Annotated in this window: 17 protein-coding genes; 13 read left to right on the top strand and 4 right to left on the bottom strand. The window is 64.1% G+C overall.

The window, feature by feature from the left end:
* Nucleotides 1–165 precede the first annotated feature (165 nt).
* The 12 genes from LPZ50_RS00830 (at nucleotide 166) to LPZ50_RS00775 (ending at nucleotide 16,629) form a co-directional block, all read left to right on the top strand.
* Nucleotides 166–1,419 carry an MFS transporter gene (locus tag LPZ50_RS00830; RefSeq protein WP_230656551.1) on the top strand — a complete coding sequence of 418 codons (1,254 nt, stop codon included), beginning with the start codon at nucleotides 166–168 and terminating at the stop codon, nucleotides 1,417–1,419.
* 61 nt (nucleotides 1,420–1,480) lie between these two features.
* On the top strand, nucleotides 1,481–2,866 hold the full coding sequence (locus LPZ50_RS00825; protein WP_230656548.1) for a NarK family nitrate/nitrite MFS transporter: 1,386 nt from the start codon (nucleotides 1,481–1,483) through the stop codon (nucleotides 2,864–2,866).
* 149 nt (nucleotides 2,867–3,015) lie between these two features.
* Complete coding sequence (locus LPZ50_RS00820) at nucleotides 3,016–6,753, top strand: nitrate reductase subunit alpha (protein WP_230656545.1); 3,738 nt, start codon at nucleotides 3,016–3,018, stop codon at nucleotides 6,751–6,753.
* Nucleotides 6,750–8,315 carry a nitrate reductase subunit beta gene (gene narH, locus LPZ50_RS00815; RefSeq protein ID WP_230656541.1) on the top strand — a complete coding sequence of 522 codons (1,566 nt, stop codon included), beginning with the start codon at nucleotides 6,750–6,752 and terminating at the stop codon, nucleotides 8,313–8,315. The genes LPZ50_RS00820 and narH overlap by 4 nt, the downstream gene beginning before the upstream one ends.
* Nucleotides 8,316–8,332: 17 nt before the next feature.
* On the top strand, nucleotides 8,333–8,980 hold the full coding sequence (gene narJ / locus LPZ50_RS00810) for a nitrate reductase molybdenum cofactor assembly chaperone (RefSeq protein ID WP_230656538.1): 648 nt from the start codon (nucleotides 8,333–8,335) through the stop codon (nucleotides 8,978–8,980).
* Between the two features lie 16 nt (nucleotides 8,981–8,996).
* Complete coding sequence (narI, locus tag LPZ50_RS00805) at nucleotides 8,997–9,680, top strand: respiratory nitrate reductase subunit gamma (RefSeq protein ID WP_230656535.1); 684 nt, start codon at nucleotides 8,997–8,999, stop codon at nucleotides 9,678–9,680.
* A 39-nt stretch (nucleotides 9,681–9,719) separates the two neighbouring features.
* Nucleotides 9,720–10,466, top strand: a complete 747-nt coding sequence (locus tag LPZ50_RS00800; RefSeq protein ID WP_230656533.1) for a peptidylprolyl isomerase — start codon at nucleotides 9,720–9,722, stop codon at nucleotides 10,464–10,466.
* A gap of 9 nt (nucleotides 10,467–10,475) precedes the next feature.
* On the top strand, nucleotides 10,476–11,465 hold the full coding sequence (gene moaA / locus LPZ50_RS00795) for a GTP 3',8-cyclase MoaA (RefSeq protein ID WP_230656531.1): 990 nt from the start codon (nucleotides 10,476–10,478) through the stop codon (nucleotides 11,463–11,465).
* A gap of 3 nt (nucleotides 11,466–11,468) precedes the next feature.
* Nucleotides 11,469–12,125: a carbonic anhydrase gene (locus LPZ50_RS00790; RefSeq protein WP_230656529.1), complete on the top strand. Its 657-nt coding sequence runs from the start codon at nucleotides 11,469–11,471 to the stop codon at nucleotides 12,123–12,125.
* A gap of 82 nt (nucleotides 12,126–12,207) precedes the next feature.
* A complete protein-coding gene (locus tag LPZ50_RS00785) occupies nucleotides 12,208–14,142 on the top strand; it encodes a type IV pili methyl-accepting chemotaxis transducer N-terminal domain-containing protein (protein WP_230656526.1) in 1,935 nt (644 codons plus the stop codon).
* Nucleotides 14,143–14,158: 16 nt separating this feature from the next.
* On the top strand, nucleotides 14,159–14,824 hold the full coding sequence (locus LPZ50_RS00780) for a response regulator (RefSeq protein WP_230656523.1): 666 nt from the start codon (nucleotides 14,159–14,161) through the stop codon (nucleotides 14,822–14,824).
* A 35-nt stretch (nucleotides 14,825–14,859) separates the two neighbouring features.
* Nucleotides 14,860–16,629, top strand: a complete 1,770-nt coding sequence (locus LPZ50_RS00775) for a monovalent cation:proton antiporter-2 (CPA2) family protein (protein WP_230656520.1) — start codon at nucleotides 14,860–14,862, stop codon at nucleotides 16,627–16,629.
* A gap of 22 nt (nucleotides 16,630–16,651) precedes the next feature.
* Here LPZ50_RS00775 and LPZ50_RS00770 read toward each other — a convergent pair whose 3' ends face one another.
* Nucleotides 16,652–18,409 (bottom strand): bifunctional protein-serine/threonine kinase/phosphatase, encoded by a 1,758-nt coding sequence (locus tag LPZ50_RS00770; protein WP_230656518.1) that lies wholly within the window; start codon nucleotides 18,407–18,409, stop codon nucleotides 16,652–16,654.
* 21 nt (nucleotides 18,410–18,430) lie between these two features.
* Nucleotides 18,431–19,243 (bottom strand): formate/nitrite transporter family protein, encoded by an 813-nt coding sequence (locus LPZ50_RS00765; RefSeq protein ID WP_230656515.1) that lies wholly within the window; start codon nucleotides 19,241–19,243, stop codon nucleotides 18,431–18,433.
* A 339-nt stretch (nucleotides 19,244–19,582) separates the two neighbouring features.
* Between LPZ50_RS00765 and LPZ50_RS00760 the strand changes: the two genes are divergently transcribed.
* Nucleotides 19,583–20,587 carry an alpha/beta fold hydrolase gene (locus LPZ50_RS00760; RefSeq protein WP_230656512.1) on the top strand — a complete coding sequence of 335 codons (1,005 nt, stop codon included), beginning with the start codon at nucleotides 19,583–19,585 and terminating at the stop codon, nucleotides 20,585–20,587.
* Between the two features lie 48 nt (nucleotides 20,588–20,635).
* Here the strand turns inward: LPZ50_RS00760 and LPZ50_RS00755 are convergent, their stop codons facing one another.
* Both LPZ50_RS00755 and LPZ50_RS00750 read right to left on the bottom strand, forming a co-directional pair.
* Complete coding sequence (locus LPZ50_RS00755; RefSeq protein WP_230656509.1) at nucleotides 20,636–21,580, bottom strand: DUF4868 domain-containing protein; 945 nt, start codon at nucleotides 21,578–21,580, stop codon at nucleotides 20,636–20,638.
* On the bottom strand, nucleotides 21,570–22,157 hold the full coding sequence (locus tag LPZ50_RS00750; protein WP_230656506.1) for a hypothetical protein: 588 nt from the start codon (nucleotides 22,155–22,157) through the stop codon (nucleotides 21,570–21,572). Before LPZ50_RS00750 ends, LPZ50_RS00755 begins: the two co-directional genes overlap by 11 nt.
* Nucleotides 22,158–22,325 lie beyond the last annotated feature (168 nt).

Raw genomic sequence — 22,325 nt, 5'->3', positions numbered from 1 at the left:
AGTTCCTGCCAATAGGGGTTGAGAACGCTGCCTGCCCGAGCATACCCGCCGCTTGCCGGAAGGACTAGTCACAATGCCGCGACCAGGCTGTACTGTCGGCGAATAGCCGGGCGATGAACGACTGCCTATTGTGGGCGCATGTCCAATGACATACGTGAGTCCACCATGGCACAGCCTAATTCAACGGGTACCGCGACCCGTGTCCTGATCTCCAGCACTTTTGCTTTCACGATCTGCTTCGCGGTATGGATGATTTTTGCCGTGCTCGGCATTCCCATCAAGGCGCAACTGGGCCTGTCGGAAACCGAATTCGGCCTGCTGGCCGCCATGCCGGTACTGAGCGGGTCGCTAGTGCGCGTGCCGCTGGGCATCTGGACCGACCGCTACGGCGGCCGCGTCGTGTTCTTCCTGCTGATGCTGGTGTCGGTGCCTGCCGTGTGGCTGCTGGCGTACGCCACGCAGTACTGGCAGTTCCTGGTGCTGGGCTTGTTCATCGGCCTGGCGGGCGGGTCGTTCTCGGTGGGCACGCCATACGTGGCGCGCTGGTTTCCCCGCCACCGCCAGGGCCTGGCCATGGGCATTTTCGGCGCCGGCAACTCCGGGTCGGCCGTAACCAAGTTCGTTGCGCCGGCGCTCATTGCCGCCGCGGGCGGCGCCTGGATCATCGTGCCCAAGGTATACGCCGTGGCCCTGCTGGCAACGGCCCTGCTGTTCTGGATGATCTCGGCAACCAACCCGGCCCACCAAGTGCGCGGGGGCGCCAGCCTGAAGGCGCAGTTGGCCATGCTGCGCGATCCGCGCGTGTGGCGCTACTGCCAGTACTACTCGGTGGTGTTCGGCGGTTATGTCGCGCTGGCGCTCTGGATGACGAAGTACTACGTGGGCGAATACGGTTTCGACATGAAAGTGGCTGCGCTGCTGGCGGCGTGCTTCTCGCTGCCGGGCGGCGTACTGCGCGCTGTGGGCGGGTGGATATCCGACAAGGCCGGCGCCTACCGCACCACCTGGTGGGTGATGTGGGTGTGCTGGGTAGCGTTCTTTATTCTCAGTTATCCGCAAACCCATTTCATCATCCAGACCGACACCGGTCCGCGTGAATTCGCGCTGACGATAGGCCCCACCCTGTTCACGATTCTGCTGTTCGTGGTGGGTATCGCCATGGCGGTGGGCAAGGCCTCGGTGTTCAAGTTCATCTCGGATGAGTTTGGCGAAAACATCGGTGCCGTGTCCGGCATTGTCGGCCTGGCTGGCGGCCTGGGCGGGTTCGTGCTGCCCATTCTGTTCGGCGTCTTGCTCGACCTCACCGGCGTGCGTTCCAGCGCCTTCATGCTGATGTACGGCACGGTATGCGTGTCGCTCATCTGGATGCACTACAGCTTCCGCCCCACTGCCCTGCGCATGGCGCAACAAGCGGCCTGACACCCATTCACATTATCCCGCCGGACGCGTCGGCGTCCGGCTTTTCGACTGCGAGACCAACATGTCCAGCTATGTACTGACCCGCTGGGAGCCGGAGAACCAGAAGTTCTGGCGCGACACCGGAGCCCGCATCGCCAATCGCAACCTTTGGCTATCCATCCCCGCGCTCAGCCTGGCGTTTGCCATCTGGATGCTGTGGAGCGTGGTGGTGGTCAACCTGGACCAGGTCGGCTTCCAGCTCACCAAGAACCAGATGTTCTGGCTGACAGCCCTGCCCGCGCTGTCGGGCGCAACCTTGCGCATCTTCTATTCGTTTCTGGTGCCTGTGTTCGGCGGGCGGCGCTGGACGGCCATTTCCACCGCCACGCTGCTGATTCCAGCCGTGGGCATGGGTTATGCGCTGCAAGATCCCAACACCTCATACCCCACCTTGCTGGTGCTGGCGCTGCTGTGCGGTTTTGGTGGTGGCAACTTCAGTTCCAGCATGGCCAACATCAGCTTCTTCTACCCCAAGGCCAAGAAAGGTTTCGCCACGGGAATGAATGCCGGCATCGGCAACCTGGGTGTATCGCTGGTGCAGTTCGTGGTACCGGTGATCATCACGGTGGGTGTGTTCGGGCCGCTGGGCGGCGCGCCCCAGCTGCTGATGGTGGATGGTGTGGAACACCAGCTATGGCTGCAGAACGCGGGCTTCATCTGGGTGCCCATTATCCTGGCCGCGACGATCGCGTCGTGGTTCGGCATGAACGACATTGCCGACGCGAAGGCGTCGTTCGCCGACCAGGCCATCATATTCAAGCGCAAGCACAACTGGCTGATGTGCTGGCTGTACGTCGGCACCTTCGGCTCTTTCATCGGGTTCTCGGCAGGCTTCGCCATGCTGACCAAGACCCTGTTTCCCGACGTCAATCCCATTACCTACGCTTTCCTGGGGCCGCTGGTGGGTTCGCTGACCCGCCCGCTGGGCGGCTGGATTTCCGACAAGCTGGGCGGTGCGCGGGTCACGCTGCTGGTGTTCGCCGCCATGATCGCCGCCGTGGCGGCCCTGCTGGTCTTCGTGCCCGGCCCTGGCAGCGCAGGCAACTTCGAAGGCTTTCTGGCGATGTTCATCGTGCTGTTCGCCCTGACTGGCCTGGGCAACGGTTCGACTTTCCGCATGATTCCCGTGATCTTCCTGCACGAGCGTACGCAGGCGGCGCGCGGCCGCGGTGAACAGGCCGAGAAACAGGCCCTGATCGACGCGGGCAAGGAATCGGCCGCGGTGCTGGGCTTTTCGGGCGCCATTGGCGCGTACGGCGGTTTCTTCATCCCGCGCAGCTTCGGCACTTCATTCGAAATGACGGGAAGCGTGGCCGCGGCGCTGTACTGCTTCATCGCGTTCTACGTCAGTTGCTTGTGCGTCACCTGGTGGTTTTATGCGCGCCGCAACGCGCCGGTGCCGTGCTGAGCCCCTGCAGTAACTAGTCACTTCGGCACATGCGCACTAGTGCGCATGGCGCGGCGGTCCTCTACCAGTGATGAATAGTAGGCCGGCCCGTACATCAATACAGTGATAGCTAGACCACGCCGGCGCCGCCGGCGTACACGGAGAAAATAATGAGTCACTTCCTGGACCGGCTGAAATTCATGTCGCGGGTGAAATCCACCTTTTCCGGCGACCATGGCGAAGTGGTGAACGAAGACCGCAGCTGGGAAAACGCCTATCGCGGACGCTGGCAGCACGACAAGGTGGTGCGCTCGACGCACGGCGTGAATTGCACGGGTTCATGCTCGTGGAAGGTGTATGTCAAGAATGGCCTGATCACCTGGGAAACCCAGCAAACCGACTACCCGCGCACGCGTCCCGACCTTCCCAACCACGAACCCCGCGGCTGTCCGCGCGGTGCATCGTACAGCTGGTACGTGTACTCGGCCCAGCGCGTCAAGTACCCGATGATCCGTGGCCGCCTGATGGAAATGTGGCGCGAAGCCCGCAAGACGCTGGACCCGATTGCCGCGTGGGAATCCATCAGCCAGGATCCGGCCAAGGCCCGGCATTACAAATCCGTGCGCGGCCAGGGCGGTTTCGTGCGCGCCGACTGGGATACCGCCACGGAAATCATTGCGGCGGCCAATGCCTACACGATCAAGCAGTATGGGCCGGACCGCGTCATCGGGTTCTCGCCCATTCCCGCCATGTCCATGGTCAGCTACGCGGCCGGTGCCCGTTACCTGAGCCTGCTGGGCGGGGCGTGCCTGAGCTTCTACGACTGGTATTGCGACCTGCCGCCAGCCAGCCCGCAAGTCTGGGGCGAACAAACCGACGTTCCGGAATCCGCCGATTGGTACAACTCCACGTACCTGATGGTGTGGGGCTCAAACGTACCGCAAACCCGCACGCCCGACGCGCACTTCTATACCGAAGTGCGCTACAAGGGTACCAAGACCGTGGCGGTGTCCAGCGACTTCGGCGAAATGGTCAAGTTTGGCGATATCTGGCTGGCACCCAAGCAGGGTACCGACGCTGCCCTGGCGTTGGCCATGGGCCACGTGGTGCTGAAAGAATTCCACCACGGCGGTACATCCGGCTACTTCCGCGACTACGCCAAGCGCTACACCGACATGCCCATGCTGGTGCAGTTGAAAGAACAGAATGGCTGCCTGGTGCCCGACCACTTCCTGCGCGCGTCGCAACTGGTGGGTTCGCTGGGCCAGGAAAACAACCCCGACTGGAAAACCCTGGTGGTCGATGCCAGCGGCGAACTGGTCGCGCCCAACGGCAGCATCGGTTTCCGCTGGGGCGAAGCCTCTGTGGACGGCGGCGCGAAAGTGGGCCGCTGGAATCTGGAAGCGCGCGATGGCGGCAGCGGCCGGGCCATCGATCCCACCCTCAGCCTGATCGACAGCCACGACGCCGTGGCGGGCGTGGGCTTTCCGTATTTCGGCGGCGAACACGGCAGCGTGCTGGTGCGCAACGTGCCGGTGCGCCGCATTACCTTGGCCGATGGCAGCCAGGCCTGCGTGGCTACCGTGTACGACCTGCAAATGGCCAGCTATGGGGTCGACCGCGGCCTGGGCGGTGAAAACGTGGCGGCCTCGTACGACGACGATGTCCCGTACACGCCGGCATGGCAGGAAAAACACACCAGCGTTCCACGCCACCTGGTCATCCAGGTGGCCCGCGAGTTCGCGCAGAACGCGCATGACACGCAGGGCAAGTCCATGGTGATCGTGGGTGCCGCGCTGAACCACTGGTACCACATGGACATGACCTACCGCGGCATCATCAACCTGTTGATGATGTGCGGCTGCGTGGGTAAAAGCGGCGGCGGCTGGGCCCACTACGTGGGGCAGGAAAAATTGCGTCCGCAGTTCGGCTGGGCGCCGCTGGCTTTTGCCCTGGACTGGTCGCGCCCGCCGCGCCAGATGAACGGCACGTCGTTCTTTTATGCGCATACCAGCCAGTGGCGCCATGAGAAACTGCCGGTCAGCGACGTGCTGGGCCCCACGGCCGATGCCGCACGCTACGGCCAGCTCAGCATGATCGACCTGAACGCCAAGTCGGAACGCATGGGCTGGCTGCCGTCGGCGCCGCAGCTTGAAACCAACCCGCTGGATGTGGTGGCGCAGGCCGAGGCCGCCGGGCAGGATCCGGTGGCGTACGCCGCCGCCCGTCTCAAGAGCGGAGAGCTCGGCATGAGCTGCGACGACCCCGACAACCCCGCGAACTTCCCCCGCAATATGTTCGTATGGCGCTCGAACATCCTGGGTTCCAGCGGCAAGGGCCACGAATACTTCCTGAAGTATTTGCTGGGTACCCAGAACGCGGTGTTCGGCGACGAAGCCGATGCCATCAAGCCTGCGCAGGTGCGTTACCGCCCGGCGGCCGAAGGCAAGCTGGATTTGCTTACCGTGCTTGATTTCCGCATGAGCACTACCTGCCTGTACGGCGACATCGTGCTGCCCACGGCCACCTGGTACGAGAAAGACGACCTGAACACCTCGGATATGCATCCCTTCATCCATCCCCTGTCCGAGGCGGTGCAGCCCCTGTGGGAAAGCAAGAGCGACTGGGAAATCTACAAGCTGCTGGCGCGCAAGTTCAGCGACATCGGTGGGCCCTACCTGGGCAAGCGCAAAGACCTGGTGCTGACCCCCCTGCTGCACGATACCCCGGGCGAACTGGGCCAGGCGTTCGAACCCAAGGACTGGAAGCTGGGCGAATGCGACCTGGTACCGGGTAAAACCGCGCCTTCCATGACGGTGGTGGAACGCGACTACAACGACATCTACCGAAAGTTCACGTCGGTGGGCCCGCTGCTGGACAAACTGGGCAATGGCGGCAAGGGCATCAACTGGAACACCGAACACGAGGTGCACGAGCTGGGTGCCTTGAACCGCTGCGTCGACGATGACGGCGTTAGTGCCGGCCGCCCGCGGCTGGACACCGCCATCGATGCCGCCGAGATGATCCTGACTTTCGCGCCCGAAACCAACGGCCACGTATCGGTCAAGGCCTGGGAGGCCCTGGGCAAGATCACTGGGCGCGACCATACCCACCTGGCCGTGGGCCGCGAACACGACAAGATCCGCTTCCGCGATATACAGGTGCAACCGCGCAAGATCATCTCCGCGCCTACCTGGTCGGGGCTGGAAAGCGAAGAGGTCAGCTACAACGCCGGCTACACCAATGTGCACGAACTGATTCCATGGCGCACCCTTACCGGCCGCCAGCAGTTCTACCAAGACCACCGCTGGATGCTCGACTTCGGCGAGGGATTCTGCGCGTATAAGCCGCCCATCGACACGCGCACGGTTGCGCCGATGCTGGGGCGTTATCCCAACGGCGAACGCGAACTGGTGCTGAACTGGATCACGCCGCACCAGAAGTGGGGCATTCACAGCACCTATACCGACAACCTGCGCATGCTGACGCTCAGCCGCGGCGGGCCGCACATCTGGGTATCCGAAACCGAGGCCAAGCAGGCGGGGCTGGTCGACAACGACTGGGTGGAAGTGTTCAACGTCAACGGCACCCTGACAGCACGCGTGGTGGTCAGCCAGCGGGTGCCGGTGGGCATGTGCCTGATGTATCACGCGCAGGAAAAGATAATCAACGTGCCAGGCGCCGAAACCAGCGGCATGCGCGGCGGCATTCACAATTCCGTGACGCGCGCGGTGCTCAAGCCCACCCACATGATAGGGGGCTACGCCCAGCAGGCCTATGGTTTCAACTACTACGGCACCGTGGGCAGCAACCGCGACGAATACGTAGTAGTGCGCAAAATGAAGAAAGTGGATTGGCTGGAAGGCCCGCTGGCGCAGCCGCAGTTCGAGGAAGGAAGCAGAAAATGAAAATCCGTGCCCAAGTCGGTATGGTGCTGAATCTGGACAAGTGCATCGGCTGCCATACGTGCTCCATTACCTGCAAGAACGTCTGGACCAGCCGCGATGGCGTCGAATACGCCTGGTTCAACAACGTGGAAACCAAGCCCGGCATCGGCTACCCCAAAGAATGGGAGAACCAGTCGCGCTGGAACGGCGGCTGGACACGCAACGCGGCCGGCAAGCTCGAGCCGCGCCAGGGCGGCAAGCTGAAGATACTGGCCAACTTGTTCGCCAACCCCAATCTGCCGGCCATCGACGACTATTACGAGCCTTTCACCTACGACTACGAACACCTGCAGAAAGCGCCGCTGAGCCAGACCCCGCCCACCGCGCGCCCGGTGTCGGTGCTGACGGGCAAGAAAATGGACAAGATCCATTGGGGCCCCAACTGGGAAGACGACCTGGGCGGCGAATTCAGTTCGCGCAGCCGCGACGCGCTGTTCGAAGGCGTGCAGAAAGAGATGTACTCGACCTTCGAGAACACTTTCATGATGTACCTGCCGCGCCTGTGCGAACATTGCCTGAACCCGGCTTGCGTGGCCAGTTGCCCGTCGGGTTCCATCTACAAGCGCGAAGACGACGGCATCGTGCTGGTCGACCAGGACAAGTGCCGCGGCTGGCGCATGTGCATCTCGGGCTGCCCCTATAAGAAGGTGTACTACAACTGGCAAAGCGGCAAGGCCGAGAAATGCACCTTCTGTTATCCACGCATCGAATCCGGCCAGCCCACGGTGTGCTCGGAAACCTGCGTGGGCCGCATCCGCTACCTGGGCGTGCTGCTGTACGACGCCGACCGCATCGAATCGGCCGCCGCCAGCCCCAGCGAACAAGACCTGTACCAGGCCCAGCTGGATGTGTTCCTGGATCCGAATTCGCCCGAGGTCATCGCCGAGGCGCGGCGCCAGGGAATTCCGGAATCGTGGCTGCAGGCCGCGCGCCAGTCGCCCGTGTACAAAATGGCCTGCGAATGGAAGATCGCCTTCCCGCTGCATCCGGAATACCGCACTCTGCCCATGGTGTGGTACATACCGCCGCTGTCGCCGATCCAGTCGGCCGCCGAGGCCGGCCACATGCATCACAAGACCATCGGCCAGACGGCCGTGATCCCCGATGTATCGACGCTGCGGATCCCGATGCGCTACCTGGCCAACCTGCTGACGGCTGGCGACGAGACACCCGTGCAGCACGCCCTGGAGCGCCTGCTGGCCATGCGCGCCTATATGCGCGCCGAATCGGTGCATGGCGAACGCGATGACAGCATCCTGCAGGATGTAGGCCTGGACCACGCCACGGTGCAGGACATGTATCGCATCCTGGCCATTGCCAACTACGAAGACCGTTTCGTGGTGCCATCCAGCCACAAGGAAATGGTCGAAGACAGCTTCAACGACAAAGGCAGCTGCGGGTTCACGTTCGGCAACGGCTGCTCGGGCGGGGTGTCTGAAGGCGCCTTGTTCGGCAAGAAACCGCGCGGCAGCGAGATCTTCATCGAGATGCCCAAGTCGCGCAAGAAAGCGGCGCTGAGCTGATTGCACGGGACGACACCATGAATATCTACCGCATTCTTTCCGCCCTGCTGTCCTATCCCGAGCAGGCGCTTATCGATGCCATGCCCGAGATCGACGGCGCGCTGGAAGCATTCCCCGAGACGCAAGACCAGCTGTCGCCGCTGACTGACTTCCTGAAGGCGCATGGCCTGATCGCCTTGCAGGAAAACTATGTGGCCACCTTTGACCGCAACCCGTCGCATTCGCTGCACTTGTTCGAACACGTTCATGGCGAAAGCCGCGATCGCGGACAGGCCATGGTAGACCTTCTGCAAGAATACCGACGCCACGGGTTCGAGCCGCAAGCGGCCGAACTGCCCGACCATGTCCCGCTGTTTCTCGAACTGCTGGGCCTGATCGAGCCCGCGCAAGCAGGCCTGTTGCTGGACGAGGCCATTCATGTGCTGGCCGCCATCGGCGCCCGGCTGGCGCGTTCCGGCAGCCCGTATTCCACAGTGTTTGCAGTGCTGCGCGGCCTGACCACCGTGGTGCCGCGCGAACAGAGCGACCCGCCCATACGCGACATGGATGAAGCCATGGAAACCTTCGGCGTGGGCGCCGATGGCGTAGAGCCACTGCTGCCGCATGCGGCGTCCGGCACGCACGTCATGCAGTTCCATCCGCGCATGCCTGGCGCCCACCAATAAGACCGCGAGCCTAGCTATGAACACCCTGCATCAGTTCGTTTTCGGTATCTATCCCTATATTGCGCTCGCGATCTTCCTGTTCGGCAGCCTGGCACGCTTCGAGCGCGAGCAGTACACCTGGAAGAGCGATAGTTCGCAGATGCTGTACCGGGGCCAATTGCGCCTGGGCAACATCCTGTTCCACATCGGCATACTGGGGTTGTTCTTCGGCCACCTGGTGGGCCTGCTGACGCCGGTGGTGGTATGGGACACGCTGGGTGTGTCGCATACGCTGAAACAGGCCGTGGCCATGGCGGCGGGCGGGGTCATGGGCACGCTGTGCCTGGCGGGCCTGCTGATCCTGCTGCACCGCCGGCTGGCGCACCCGCGTATTGCCCGGGTCACGCGCACGGGAGACAAGATCCTGTTGCTGTGGCTGCTGGTCACGCTGCTCCTGGGGCTATCCACTATTGTGGTGTCGGCCGGCCACATGGACGGCCACATGATGGTGCTGTTCATGACCTGGGCCCAGCACATCGTCACCTTCCAGGGCGATGCGGCCGGTTATATCGCCGACGCGCCCGCGCTGTTCAAGGCGCACCTGTTCATGGGACTGACGCTGTTCGTGATCTTTCCCTTTACCCGGCTGGTTCACGTCTGGAGCGGTTTTGCCTCGATTGGCTATCTGGGCCGGGCCTGGCAGTTGGTGCGGCCGCGCTGAACCACGTGCCGCCGGCCTGGCCGGCGGCTAGGAACGAACATGCCTGTCATCGTCAATGGCGTTGAACTCAGCGACGCCGACCTGGAAAACGAACTGTCCTGCCATGCCGATGCGCCGAACCCGCAGCGGCGCGCCATCACCGCCCTGGTGCTGCGCCGGGTGCTGCTGGATGAGGCGCGGCGCCTGGCCGTGAAGGCCGACAGCGACGAGGCCGCCATCGACGCGCTGCTCGCCACGCAGGCCAGCGCGCCGCAACCCGATGATGCCGCTTGCCGGCGCCACTACGACATGCACCCCCACCGCTACATCGTGGGCGAACTGGTGGAAGCCGATCACATTCTTTTCCAGGTAACGCCCGACGTCGATCTGGCGCTTTTGCGCGCACGCGCGGAGGCGGTGCTGCGGGAAGTGCAGGCCGACCCTGCAAGTTTCGGACAGCGCGCCCGCGCGCTGTCGAACTGCCCGTCGGCTGCCGTGGGCGGCAGCCTGGGGCAGCTGGTACGTGGCGATACGGTTCCCGAATTCGAGCGCGCCGTATTTGGCCAGGCGGCCACGGGCATCCTGCCGCGCCTGGTCGAGACACGCCATGGCCTGCATATCGTGCGTATCGCGCGATGCGTGGCTGGCCATCGCCTGCCGTATGAAGACGTGGCGCCGCGCATTGCCCAGGCACTGGCCGCCGCCAGCCGCGATACCGCCTGGCGACAATACCTGCGCCTGCTGGTCGGCCGCGCCCGGATCGAAGGCATCGAACTGGAAGGCGCCGACGGGCTGCTGGTGCAGTAGGGGATGGCGATGGCGGGCGTTTCCACCCTGATCGACGGCCACGGGCGGCGCATCGACTACCTGCGCGTCTCGGTGACCGATCGCTGCGACCTGCGCTGTACCTATTGCCTGCCCGCCGGCTTCCGGCATTTCGATACGCCCGCGCACTGGCTCAGCCACGCGGAAATGGCGCGGCTGGCGGGAATTTTCGTGGGCCTGGGGGTGCGCAAGCTGCGCCTGACGGGCGGCGAGCCGCTGACGCGTGGCGGCGTGCCCATGCTGGCGCGGGCGCTTGCGGCCCTGCCCGGCCTGCAAGACCTGTCGTTGTCCACCAATGCCACGCGCCTGGCGCGCCACGCCGCCGAATTGCGCGCCGCGGGAGTAAACCGGCTGAACGTCAGCCTGGATACGCTGGACGCCGCCGCCTATGCGCGTATTACCGGCCGCGATTGCCTGGACGACGTGCTGCGGGGGCTGGATGCCGCGCATGCCGCGGGGTTCTCGCCCATCAAGCTCAACGCCGTGGTGCAGGCCAGCACGCCCGAGCCCGACCTGGACCGGCTGCTGGCCTATGCCGGCCGCCAGGGCTTCATACTGAGATTGATCGAGCCCATGCCCGTGGGCGACACCGGCAGGCGCGCGGCCGGCATCGACCTGACCCAACTGGGCAGCCGCCTGGCGGCCCGCCATGCCTTGATACCGGCCCTGGCGGCGGCGGGTGCGGGGCCCGCGCGATACTGGGGACGCGATGGCGGCCCGCCCTTGCTGGGCGTCATTACCCCGATGTCGCAGCATTTCTGCGCTACCTGCAACCGCGTGCGGTTGGGCGCCGATGGGACCCTGTACCTGTGCCTGGGCCAGCGCGACAGCGTGCCGCTGGGCGCCATGCTGCGCCAGGGCGCCAGCGATGCGCAGTTGGCCCGGTCTATCGCGGCCGCCATTGCCGTCAAGCCCGAGCGGCACGACTTCCGCACGCACCCTGAACGCATCGTGCGCTTCATGTCGCAGACTGGGGGTTAGAAAATGCCCAATACCAGTACGGGGGACTTGCAGCGTTTTATCAGCGGGTTCCAGCGTTTCCAGCAGCATTATTTCGATGATGCGCCCGGCTTGTTCCGCAACCTGTGCCGGGGCCAGAACCCCGGCACACTGCTGAACGGCTGCTGCGACTCGCGGGTGGATCCGGCATTGCTGCTGGGCTGCGACCCCGGCGATATCTTCACCGTGCGCAACGTGGCCAATCTGGTGCCCTTGTCCGAAGACCTGGGCGGGCAGCAAGGGGTGCTGGCCGCCATCCAGTTCGCCGTGGAGCAATTGCAGGTGGGCCGCATCATCGTGCTGGGCCATAGCCAGTGTGGCGGGATCCGCGCATTGATGGAACAGCGCCTGGCCGGCGACGGCGATCGCGAGGGCGACTACATCGGCCGCTGGGTCAATATCGCCGGACCCGCGCGCGAGCAGGTACTGCGGCAACTGCCGCACGCCAGCCTGGCCGAGCAGCGCCGCGCGTGCGAGCAGGCATCCATCCTGATCTCGTTGCGCAACCTGGAATCGTTCGCCTGCGTCAAGCGGCAAATGGACCGCGGCGCCCTCAGCCTGCATGGCTGGTACTTCGACCTGAATGCCGGCACCTTGCTGGCTTACTCTCCGCGCGCCGACGCGTTCCTGCCGATGTCCTGACCCTACTCGGACGCGGTTCCGCACCCGTCCGGCACCCATGAAAAAAGCTACACTGCTCATGTCCACTCGCTGGCGCCGTGACATGAACTCTTCAGAATTCCCGGTGGGCCCCGACGGCCTGCCCTCCCTGCGCGACCGCCTGTCCACGCGCATCATCACCAGCTCGCTTATTGCATTGGCCGTGGTATTGAGCATGGTGGCGTGGTCGCTGTGGCTGTCGTGGGGCCTGGAGGGCGCGGGCGCCGCCATCAACGACACCGGCAGCCTGCGTATGACGGCCAACCATGTGGCGGTGGAACTGATGCGGCCGGCTCCGGCGCGGGCGGAGCAGGCCGATGAACTGGTGCGCAAACAGGACGAAACCCTGGCTCTGCTCGAGCGCGGCAATTCGGCGCGGCCGCTGTTCCTGCCGGCGGATCCCGCCATACGGGCCCAGCTGGACGTGGTGACCACATTCTGGGACCAGCGCATGAAGCCGGCCGTGGCGCTGGCGCAGCGGGACGCCAACCTGTGGCCCTACCTGGACGCCCTGCCCGGCTTCGTGGCCGAAGCCGACAAGCTGGTGCGCATGATCGAAGCCGACAATGCCGGCAAGACCACCCTGCTGCGCTTGTCGCAAGGCGTGTTGACGGTAATAGGCTGCGTCGGCACGCTGGCGATGATCTATCTGCTGTACCTGTGGATAATCTCGCCGGTGCTGCGTTTGCGCGACGGGCTGCAGCGCATGACCGCCGGCGAGTTCAGCGCGCGTCTGCCCGTGGAAAGCCGCGACGAGTTCGGTGTGCTGGCCCACGGCTTCAACCTGATGGCCGACAAACTGGAAAGCCTGTATCGCAGCCTGGAAAACCGGGTGCGCCGCAAGACGGCGGAACTCGAGGCCCAGAACCGCGATATCGGCGCGCTGTACGATATGGCGGCTTTCCTGAATCAGCCCAATAGCATCGAGGCCGTTTGCCGCGGGTTCCTGCAGCGCGTAATGACGCAGTTCAAGGCCAACGGCGGCACCATCCGCACCCTGAACCCCACCGACGACAAGCTCAGCATGATGGTGTCCGAAGGCTTGTCCGAAGAACTGGCCGAAGCCGAACGCTGCATGCGGGCCGACCAGTGCTACTGCGGCACTGTTACCCAGGAAGGCACGCAGATCGTGCGCGATTTTCGCAAGCTGACCACCATCGAATCCTTCCACTGCGCCAACGAGGGTTTTCGCAGCCTGGCGGTGTTCCGCATCGTGGCCCGCGAGGAAGTGCTGGGGTCGTTCTCGCTGCACTTCAATCAGCCTACCCGGATCTCGCCCGCCGAAACCCAGCTGCTGGAGACCCTGGGCCAGCACCTGGGGGTGGCGCTGGAAAACCGCCGCCTGGATGCCAAGGCGCGCCAGCTGGCGGTGGTGCGCGAGCGCAACCTGATGGCGCAAGGGTTGCACGACAGTATTGCGCAGGGGCTGAACTTCCTGAAGCTGCAGCTGCAATTGCTGGACGATGCGCTGGCGCGTGGCGATAAGCAGGAAATCGAAGAAATCGTGCCCCTGCTGCGCACGGGCGTCGAAGAAAGCTATCAAGATGTGCGCGAGCTGCTGGTGAATTTCCGGACCAAGCTCGAACAAGGTGAACTTCCCGATGCCATCCGCGTCGCGGTCGAGCGTTTCCAGCGCCAGACGGGCATCGAGGTTGAACTGGACCAGCAGTACGGCGCCGACCGTCCCTTGCCGCCCGAGCAGCAACTGCAGGTGCTGTTCATCCTGCAGGAAGCCCTGTCGAATGTGCGCAAGCATGCCGAGGCCGGCCGCGTACGCGTGCGGTTGCGCAACGACAGGGATTTCGAAATGGAGATTTCCGACGATGGCGTGGGTTATGACCCCGAGTCTGTCGAGCAGCAGGGGGAGAACCACGTGGGTTTGCACATCATGCGCGAACGCGCCGCGCGGCTCAACGCTGTGATAAAACTGTCGTCTCGGCCAGGGGCCGGCGCCACCGTGCAGTTATTGCTGCCGGGCGCCGAACGCCGGGCGGCCTGAAGGTTTCCGTTCTCTCATGGCAATCCGTATTCTCCTCATCGACGACCACAGCCTGTTCCGTTCCGGCATCAAGCTGCTCTTGCAGCGCCAGCCCGATTTCGAAATCGTGGCGGAAGCCTCCGACGGCCTGGAAGGCATCAAGCGGGCCAAAGAGTTCCAGCCCGACGTGGTGCTGCTGGACCTGAACATGCCGGGCCTGTCCGGCCTGGAAACCCTGCAGCTGCTGGTGCAGGACGTGCCAGGCTGCGCGGTGGTCATCCTGACGGTGTCCGAAGAAGCCGATGAACTCAGCCAGGCCCTGCGCGACGGCGCTCGCGGTTATCTGGTGAAGAATATCGATGCCGAAGCCCTGAAGGCTGCCATTCGGCGTGCCGCCACCGGCGAGCCCGTCATTGCCGACAACATGACGGCGAAGCTGGTGGACCGGTTCCGCGAACAGGCCACCCACCTGGGTGCCAACGGCGCCGGGGGCGGGGAACGCACCCGCCTGACGGCGCGCGAACGCGAGATCGTGCAGTGCCTGGCCCACGGCGCCAGCAACAAAGTCATTGCGCGGCAGTTGGACATTGCCGAAAGCACTGTCAAAATCCACGTCCAGAATATTCTGAAGAAGCTCAACCTGACCAGCCGCGTACAGGTGGCGGTGTACGCCGTCGAACACGGGCTGGTTACCGACGACTGACCCGGCAGCACTCGCCGGGGTAACCGGGGAAATTCATGGCGGTAGATGGCGGCACGGGCGAACTCGCCAAGGTCGTGGTGTTGCTGGGCGCGGCGGTGGTGGCGGTGCCCTTGTTCCGGCGCCTGGGCCTGGGTTCGGTGCTGGGGTACCTGGCTGCCGGCCTGGTCATCGGGCCATTCGGCCTGGGGCTGTTCCGCGACCCGCAGGCCATATTGCACACGGCCGAACTCGGCGTGGTGATGTTCCTGTTCATTATCGGGCTGGAAATGCGGCCGTCGCACCTATGGGCGCTGCGCGGCGAGATCTTCGGGCTGGGCAGCCTGCAGGTACTGGTGTGCGGGCTGCTGCTCACGGGTGTGGGCGTGGCCTTCGGCTTTCCCCTGGCCGTGTCGTTCATCTGCGCCATGGGCTTCGTGCTGACATCCACGGCGATCGTGATGCAGGTGCTGGGCGAGCGCGGCGACATTGCCACGCCGCGCGGCCAGAAAATGGTTTCCATCCTGCTGCTGGAAGACCTGCTGATCGTGCCCCTGCTGGCGCTGGTGGCGTTCATAGCGCCGCCAGGCGCGCGGCATGCCGAGACCGCCACCGCGGCGTCGCGCTGGCTGGACGTGGGAATCGGCGTGGGGGCCGTGGCGGCCCTGGTGGTGGCCGGCATATGGCTGCTGAACCCCCTGTTCCGCCTGCTGGCGCGCGCGAAGGCGCGCGAGGTCATGACGGCGGCGGCCCTGCTGGTGGTGCTGGGGTCGGCGTTGCTGATGCAGTGGGGCGGGCTGTCGATGGCCATGGGCGCCTTCCTGGCGGGCGTGCTGTTGTCCGAATCCACCTTCCGCCATCAGTTGGAAGCCGACGTGGAGCCCTTCCGTGGCTTGTTGCTGGGCCTGTTCTTCCTGAGCGTGGGCATGTCGCTGGACCTGGACGTGGTGGCGCGCAACGCCCCGCTGATCGTGGCCGGCGTATTGGTGATGATGGCGGTGAAGGCGCTGTGCATCTATGGCACCGCGCGCCTGGCGCGCAGTTCGCCCGCCGAGGCGCTGGACCGCGCCGTGCTGATGGCGCAGGGCGGCGAGTTCGCTTTCGTGCTGTTTGCCGGGGCGCTGGCCAATGGGGTCATCGACCCCGTCATCAACGCCAATATGACGGCCATCGTGGTGTTGTCGATGGCGCTGACGCCGCTGGCCGTACTGGCCCACAAGCGCTGGGCGCCGCGCGCGGGCGTGTCCACCGAAGGCCTGGAAGCCCCCAGCAACCAGATCGGCCGCGCGCTGGTCATCGGCTTCGGCCGGGTGGGGCAGATTGCCAGCCAGCACATGCTGGCCATGGGGGCCGACATCACCATCATCGACAACGACCCCGAAATGATCCGCAGCGCAGCCACCTTCGGCTTCAAGGTCTATTACGGCGACGGCACGCGCACCGATGTGCTGCATGCCGCGGGCGCGAAAAACGCGCAGGCCATTCTGGTATGCGCCAACGGCACCTCGACCGTGACGCAGATGGTGGAACGCATCAAGGCGGTGTGCCCGCATTCGCGCATCCTGGCGCGCTCGTTCGACCGCGAACACGCGCTGGCGCTGCACAAGGCCGACGTGGATTTCCAGGTACGCGAAACCTTCGAATCGGCCATGGTGCTGGGGCGTCAGGCCACCATGGCCTTGGGCGCAACGCCCGAGGCGTCCGAAGAAATCGCCGACGAGATCCGTCGGCGCGACGCCGAACGCTTCCAGATGGAAGTCACGGGCGGGCTGTTCGCGGGGCGGGCGTTGCTGCTCAATAATCAATCGGCCGAGCAGACGCGGCACTGATCCGCCGGCCTGCAGGGCCTGTTCACAGGCCCTGGCGAAACACCAGCAACCAGATCAGGGCCACGGCCAGGCACAGGCATAACCCTTTCCAGAATGCCAGCGGGTTGCGTTCCAGCAAGGGCTGGCGCGCATGCGCGGCGTCGGTGCTGTGAGGGTGGCGCAGCGCATACACGAACTCGGACAATTCCTGGTAACGCGCCTTCGGGTCGGGGTGCACGGCCTTGCCCAGCACGCTGTCCATCCAGGCCGGAATGGGCCGCTGTTCGTCCAGCGCCGACTCGTATCGCAGCCGCCGCTGCGCGGCGCGGGTGCGGGTCTTGGCCACTTCCGCCCCATAGGGCAGCCTGCCGGTCAGCATCTGGTAGGCAATCACCCCCAGGGAATAGATATCGGATACCGGGGTGCCGGCCTCGCCCAGGAAGTACTCGGGCGCGGCATACTGCGCCGTGCCCAGCATCTGGGGCGTGTCGCCCGCCGGTGCCACTTCGGCGATGCCCGCCACCTTGGTCGAGCCGAAGTCGATGATGCGCGCCGTGCCGCCGGCATCGATCAGGATGTTCTCCGGGCGTAGATCCTGGTGCAGCATTTCCTGGCGGTGGAACGCCTGCAGGCCCTTGGCGACCTGTTCGACGATATCGACAACCTGCTCCAACGGGGCGCCGGGGTGTTCGGCCATCCAGCGGGCCAGGGTGACACCATCCAGGTACTCGCTTACGGTGTACAGGTAATGGCGCGGACGGGCCTGCGGCCAGGCTTTGGCCACGTGGCGGCTGTCGATGCGCCGCGCAATCCATTCTTCGATCAGCAGGCGTTCCAGGTAGGCCGGGTCGTGGCGCAGGTCCAGCGACGGAATCTTGATCGCCACCATGGCGCCGGACTCGATGTCGGTGGCCCGGTAGACGTGGCTACGGCTGCTGGCATGTACTTCTTCGACAATGCGGAAGCCGTCGAATGTTTCACCGTCCCGCAACAGCGGCGGGCAGGGCAGCGCGCCGGCCTGCCGCGCCATCTCGCCGGCATCGGGCGAAGGCAGTTCGTCCACGCGCACAATCTGCACGGTCAGGTTGTCTTCGCTGCCGCAGGCGTAGGCCAGATCCACCAGGGCTTCGGCCGCGCGGTCCAGCTCGCGCGCGTGCATGGTGACGGCCTCGATCATGGCCTGGGCGTCCACGTGTTCGTGCACGCCGTCGGTGGCCAGCACGTACACATCGCCCATCTCGACGCGCTGCGAGTGGTAATCCACTTCCAGGTGCGGCGACAGGCCCAGCGCGCGGCTCAGGTAACTTTTGTCGCGTGACACCCACAGCCGGTGGTCTTCGGTCAGTTGTTCCACCGCGCCCGCCCGCACGCGGTAGATGCGCGCATCGCCCACGTGCAGAATGTGGGCGGTGGTGGACTTCAGCACCAGCACGCTCATGGCGCACACATAGCCGCGGTCCTGGTCATGGCGATGCGGGCTTTGGCGGGTTTGCGCGTGCAGCCAGCCGTTGGCCGCCGCCAGCACGCGTTGCGCCGACTTCTTTACCGACCAGGTTTCCGGGGTGCAGTAATAGTCTTCCAGGAAACTGGCCACCGCCGTCTCGCTGGCGATATGGCTGACATCGCTGCTGCTGATGCCGTCGGCCAGCGCCACCGCCACGCCCTTGGCGCCCAGCAGCGGTTCATTCGGCACGCACAGGCCGTGGAAGTCCTGGTTGGCCGGCTTGCGGCCGCGGTCGGAATACTGCCCCGCCGCCACGCGCAACTGGCTGGCGGCGGGCCGCGATACCGGCGAATCCATGCGCGCCGAATTATCCACAGGTCAGTTGAAGCTGCGCTTGGGCGCGGTCTTGATGTGCGTGGTGTACAGGGTCAGGCCGGTTAGCGAGATGCCGCCCACCAGGTTGCCCAGCACCACGGGAATCTCGTTCCAGATCAGGTAGTCCATGACCGAGAAGTTGCCGCCCAGGATCAGGGCCGACGGGAACAGGAACATGTTCACCACCGAATGCTCGAAACCCATGAAGAAGAACAGCATGATGGGCATCCACATGGCGATGACCTTGCCGCTGACGGTGGTGGAGATCATGGCGCCCACCACGCCCAGCGATACCATCCAGTTGCACAGCACGCCGCGAATGAAGATGGTGAGCATGCCGGCCGCGCCGTATTCCTTGTAGCCCAGGGTGCGGTTCTCGCCGATGTGCGAGATGACATCGCCCACCTTGCCGGCCGGCACCGAGAACCCATAGGTGAACACAATGGCCATCAGCACCGCCACCGTCAGGGCGCCCAGGAAGTTGCCCACGAACACCACGCCCCAGTGCTTCAGGATGGCGGCGGGCGTAACGCCGGGGCGTTTTTCCATCCAGGCCAGCGGCGTCAGCATGAACACGCCGGTCAGCAGGTCGAAGCCCATCAGGTACAGAATGCAGAAGCCCACCGGGAACAGCGCCGCGCCCAGGATGGGGCTGCCGGTCTGCACGGTGATGGTCACGGCGAACACGGCGGCAATGGCCAGGATGGCCCCTGCCATGTAGGCGCGGATCAGCGAGTCGCGGGTGGCCATGTAGATTTTCGATTCACCCGCGTCCACCATCTTGGTGACGAATTCTGAGGGAGCCAGGTAGGACATGAAGGTGTTCCTGTAGGAGTGCTATGGAAAGAAACCGGCAAAAAAAACGCCTCCAGACCCGCAGGGGTCTGGAGGCGCCGTTGCCTGGGACTGCACAAGTTGTGGTGCCGAACGTGGTTCGTCAGGCAGGAATCAAGCAACAAGCATGCCAGGACGGCGGCCCGCAAGTTGCTGGCGGGCCTGCTTGCGGGCCGCCACTACGGTTCTTCAAGTTGGTGCAGGCTGCTCGATTCGGTGCATGCGGCTGCACCTTGGTGGGGCGGGAGCGCGCGGCGATGGCAAGAACTATTCCTGCGGCCCTGTGTCGCACTTTCTCATTAACAACATCACGAGGCTCGCATGTTCAAACCTGTCCTTACCGCGGCGGCACTTCTCTTGGCTGCCGGCGTTCATGCACAGACCCAGGTGCCGGATTACGGACCGCGGCTTGAACGTTTTGATTACCCCTACAAGGTGGGCGAGTTCAACCTGGATTCGCAGGGACAATCGCTATCGATGGCATACATGGATATCCGGCCCGAACAAGCCAATGGCCGCACGGCACTGTTGCTGCATGGCAAGAATTTTTGCGGGGCCACCTGGGAAGGCTCGATACGCGCGCTGGCGCAGGCGGGTTACCGCGTGGTGGTTCCCGACCAGATCGGCTTCTGCAAGTCCAGCAAACCGGCCGCGTACCAGTACAGCTTCCATCAGCTGGCCGCCAACACGCATGCCCTGCTGCAAACCCTGGGGGTGGAGCGAGCCGTGGTCATGGGGCATTCCATGGGCGGCATGCTGGCCACCCGCTATGCGCTGATGTACCCCGGCGAAGTGGATGCCTTGGTGATGGTGAACTCCATCGGCCTGGAAGACTGGAAAGCCAAGGGCGTGCCCTACCGTACCGTGGATGAATGGTACGCGCGCGAACTGAAAGCCAATTTCGAGGGCATGAAGAAGTACCAGCAAAACACGTACTACGCCGGGACATGGAAACCGGAATATGACCGCTGGGTCGAGATGGCCGCGGGCATGGTGCAGGGGCCGGGCCGCGAGCAGGTTGCATGGAGCCAGGCGCTGACCTACGACATGCTGTATACCCAGCCCGTGGTGCACGAATTCGGGCAGGTCCGGGTGCCTACGCTGTTGCTGATCGGCGAGCAGGACAATACCGCGCCAGGCAAGGACGCCGCCAGCCCCCAGGTGGCGGCCACGCTGGGCAACTACAAGGTACTGGGACCGGCCACCGCCAGGGCGATTCCGGGCGCCCGGCTGGTGACCTTCCCGGATATGGGCCATTCGCCGCAGATCCAGGATCCGCAGCGTTTCCATGAGAACCTGCTGCAAGAGCTGAACCAGATGCTGTAGGGCATCCCGTCCGCGGCCACGCCTTGCGCCCAGGCGTGCCCGTGGCGGCTATCTACCGGGCACCGGTTCCTTGGCGGCGGAGTCGAACAGTTCGTCGTTGATGGGCGAGCGCAGCCGATCGTTGTTCAGCAGCTTCAGCAGCAGTTCGACGGTGTCTGGTTCGACGACGATCTTGTCCTGGTAGATCTTGAGATCCCATTTTTCGCTCTGGCTGACGGCTATCAGCTTTTTCATGTAGCCCGGCTGTTTGTAGTAGCCGGATTTGCGAATGGACGACAGCTTGCGCAGGTGGTGCAGGTTGGTGCCGACGTATTCGCGGATGATCTTCACGTCGTCGACGAGCTTGAGCTTTTCGAAGTCCGACAAAACTTCCGCCCCATTGGCGATCATGCCTTCCCGGAAGTTCATGGCACTTTCGAACTGCCGCTTGTGGGCGATGAAAATGGTGTCTTCGAACACGAAAAAATCGTACCGGGGGTCGATCAGGAAAATTTCCTTTTCGTCGATGTCCACCAGTTTGTGATGCTGGAAAAAAGTCGCGCTTTTGGATTTGACCTTCCTGGGCTGGGTTTCGGCGCTGATTTTTCGACAGGCATAAAGCCGCTTGCCGCCATTTTCGAATAGCGCGATATAGGCCCATGAGTTCAGCAGTTCGTCGTAGTTCTTTGCAAGCGGATTGTCGAATCCTGCTTCGACTGCCGCCTGGATGTTCACGAATTCGGTGGCGTCTGCCGCGATGGTGAACAGCACGTCGTCGCCGTCGGCATTATTGAAGTCATAAGATGAAAGATGGAAATCCCGGTCCTGCAATTGCTGCTTCAGGAAGCCCTGGAAGCGCTGTTGCAACCGGGTGTCGGTATCGACGCGCAGCACATCGTAGTGCGCTTTCTTGCGGGCGATCTTCTTCTTCACCAGCCAGAAGGTTACAGGCCAGCCGCTGAAATCGGTCGCCTTGATCTGCGCCAGCTTCTTGGCGGCGGTGTCAGTGCCCATCCTGGTTCTCCGTCTGGCCGGGTGCCGGCGGTGCCGCGATGTACAGGTAATACGACAGCCGTTCCAGGCGGCAGGTATCGCCCACGCCGATGGGCCGACGGGTAATGACCATGGCCTGGGTGATGGTTTCGCCTCGCTTGAACGTGCAGTCGATCAGCATGTATCCGGCGATGGCCAGGATGGGGTTGATGAATACGGTTTGCGTGCGGTACGCCATGGTGAACAGCACCGCCAGCAGGATCAGCAGGCTGGCCAGCGTCTGCCAGTCGCCCTCGTCCATGCGAATGAACGACACGATGTAGGGCACGCTGTAGCCGAACATGTCGCCCGACCGGTTGGCCGCCTTGGTTACCACCACGGGCAGTCCCGCGCCGATGTCCCTGACGGCCCGCAGGGTGACCAGGCTGCTGGCCACCGCCAGCACGATGAGCAGGCCGCTGAACACGGGCTTGCCCAGCAGCCAGGGGTGCGAGGCGTCCATGTCCTTGATGACCAGGATGACCATCAAGGGCGAATACGCGCTCAGGAACAGCAGCAGCGATACCAGCGGGCGCAGTCGCAAAGAGGGGGCGCTCATGGCGAGTCAGGTGGCGGTGTGGTGGCGGGTACGTCCGGTGTCCACTTTACCGGCCTTGCCGGAATGGGTGCAAATGGGTGGGGAAACGGCGATGTAGGCGCAAGGAACTTGGCAGACCTTGCTTCGACATGTCCGGGATTCCGCGGTTTACGGTGGGAAGCTCAGGGC

The organism is Bordetella petrii, assembly GCF_020991325.1.
Taxonomy (GTDB): Bacteria; Pseudomonadota; Gammaproteobacteria; order Burkholderiales; family Burkholderiaceae_B; genus Bordetella_A; species Bordetella_A petrii_E.
This window is presented reverse-complemented; position numbering and strand designations above follow the sequence as displayed.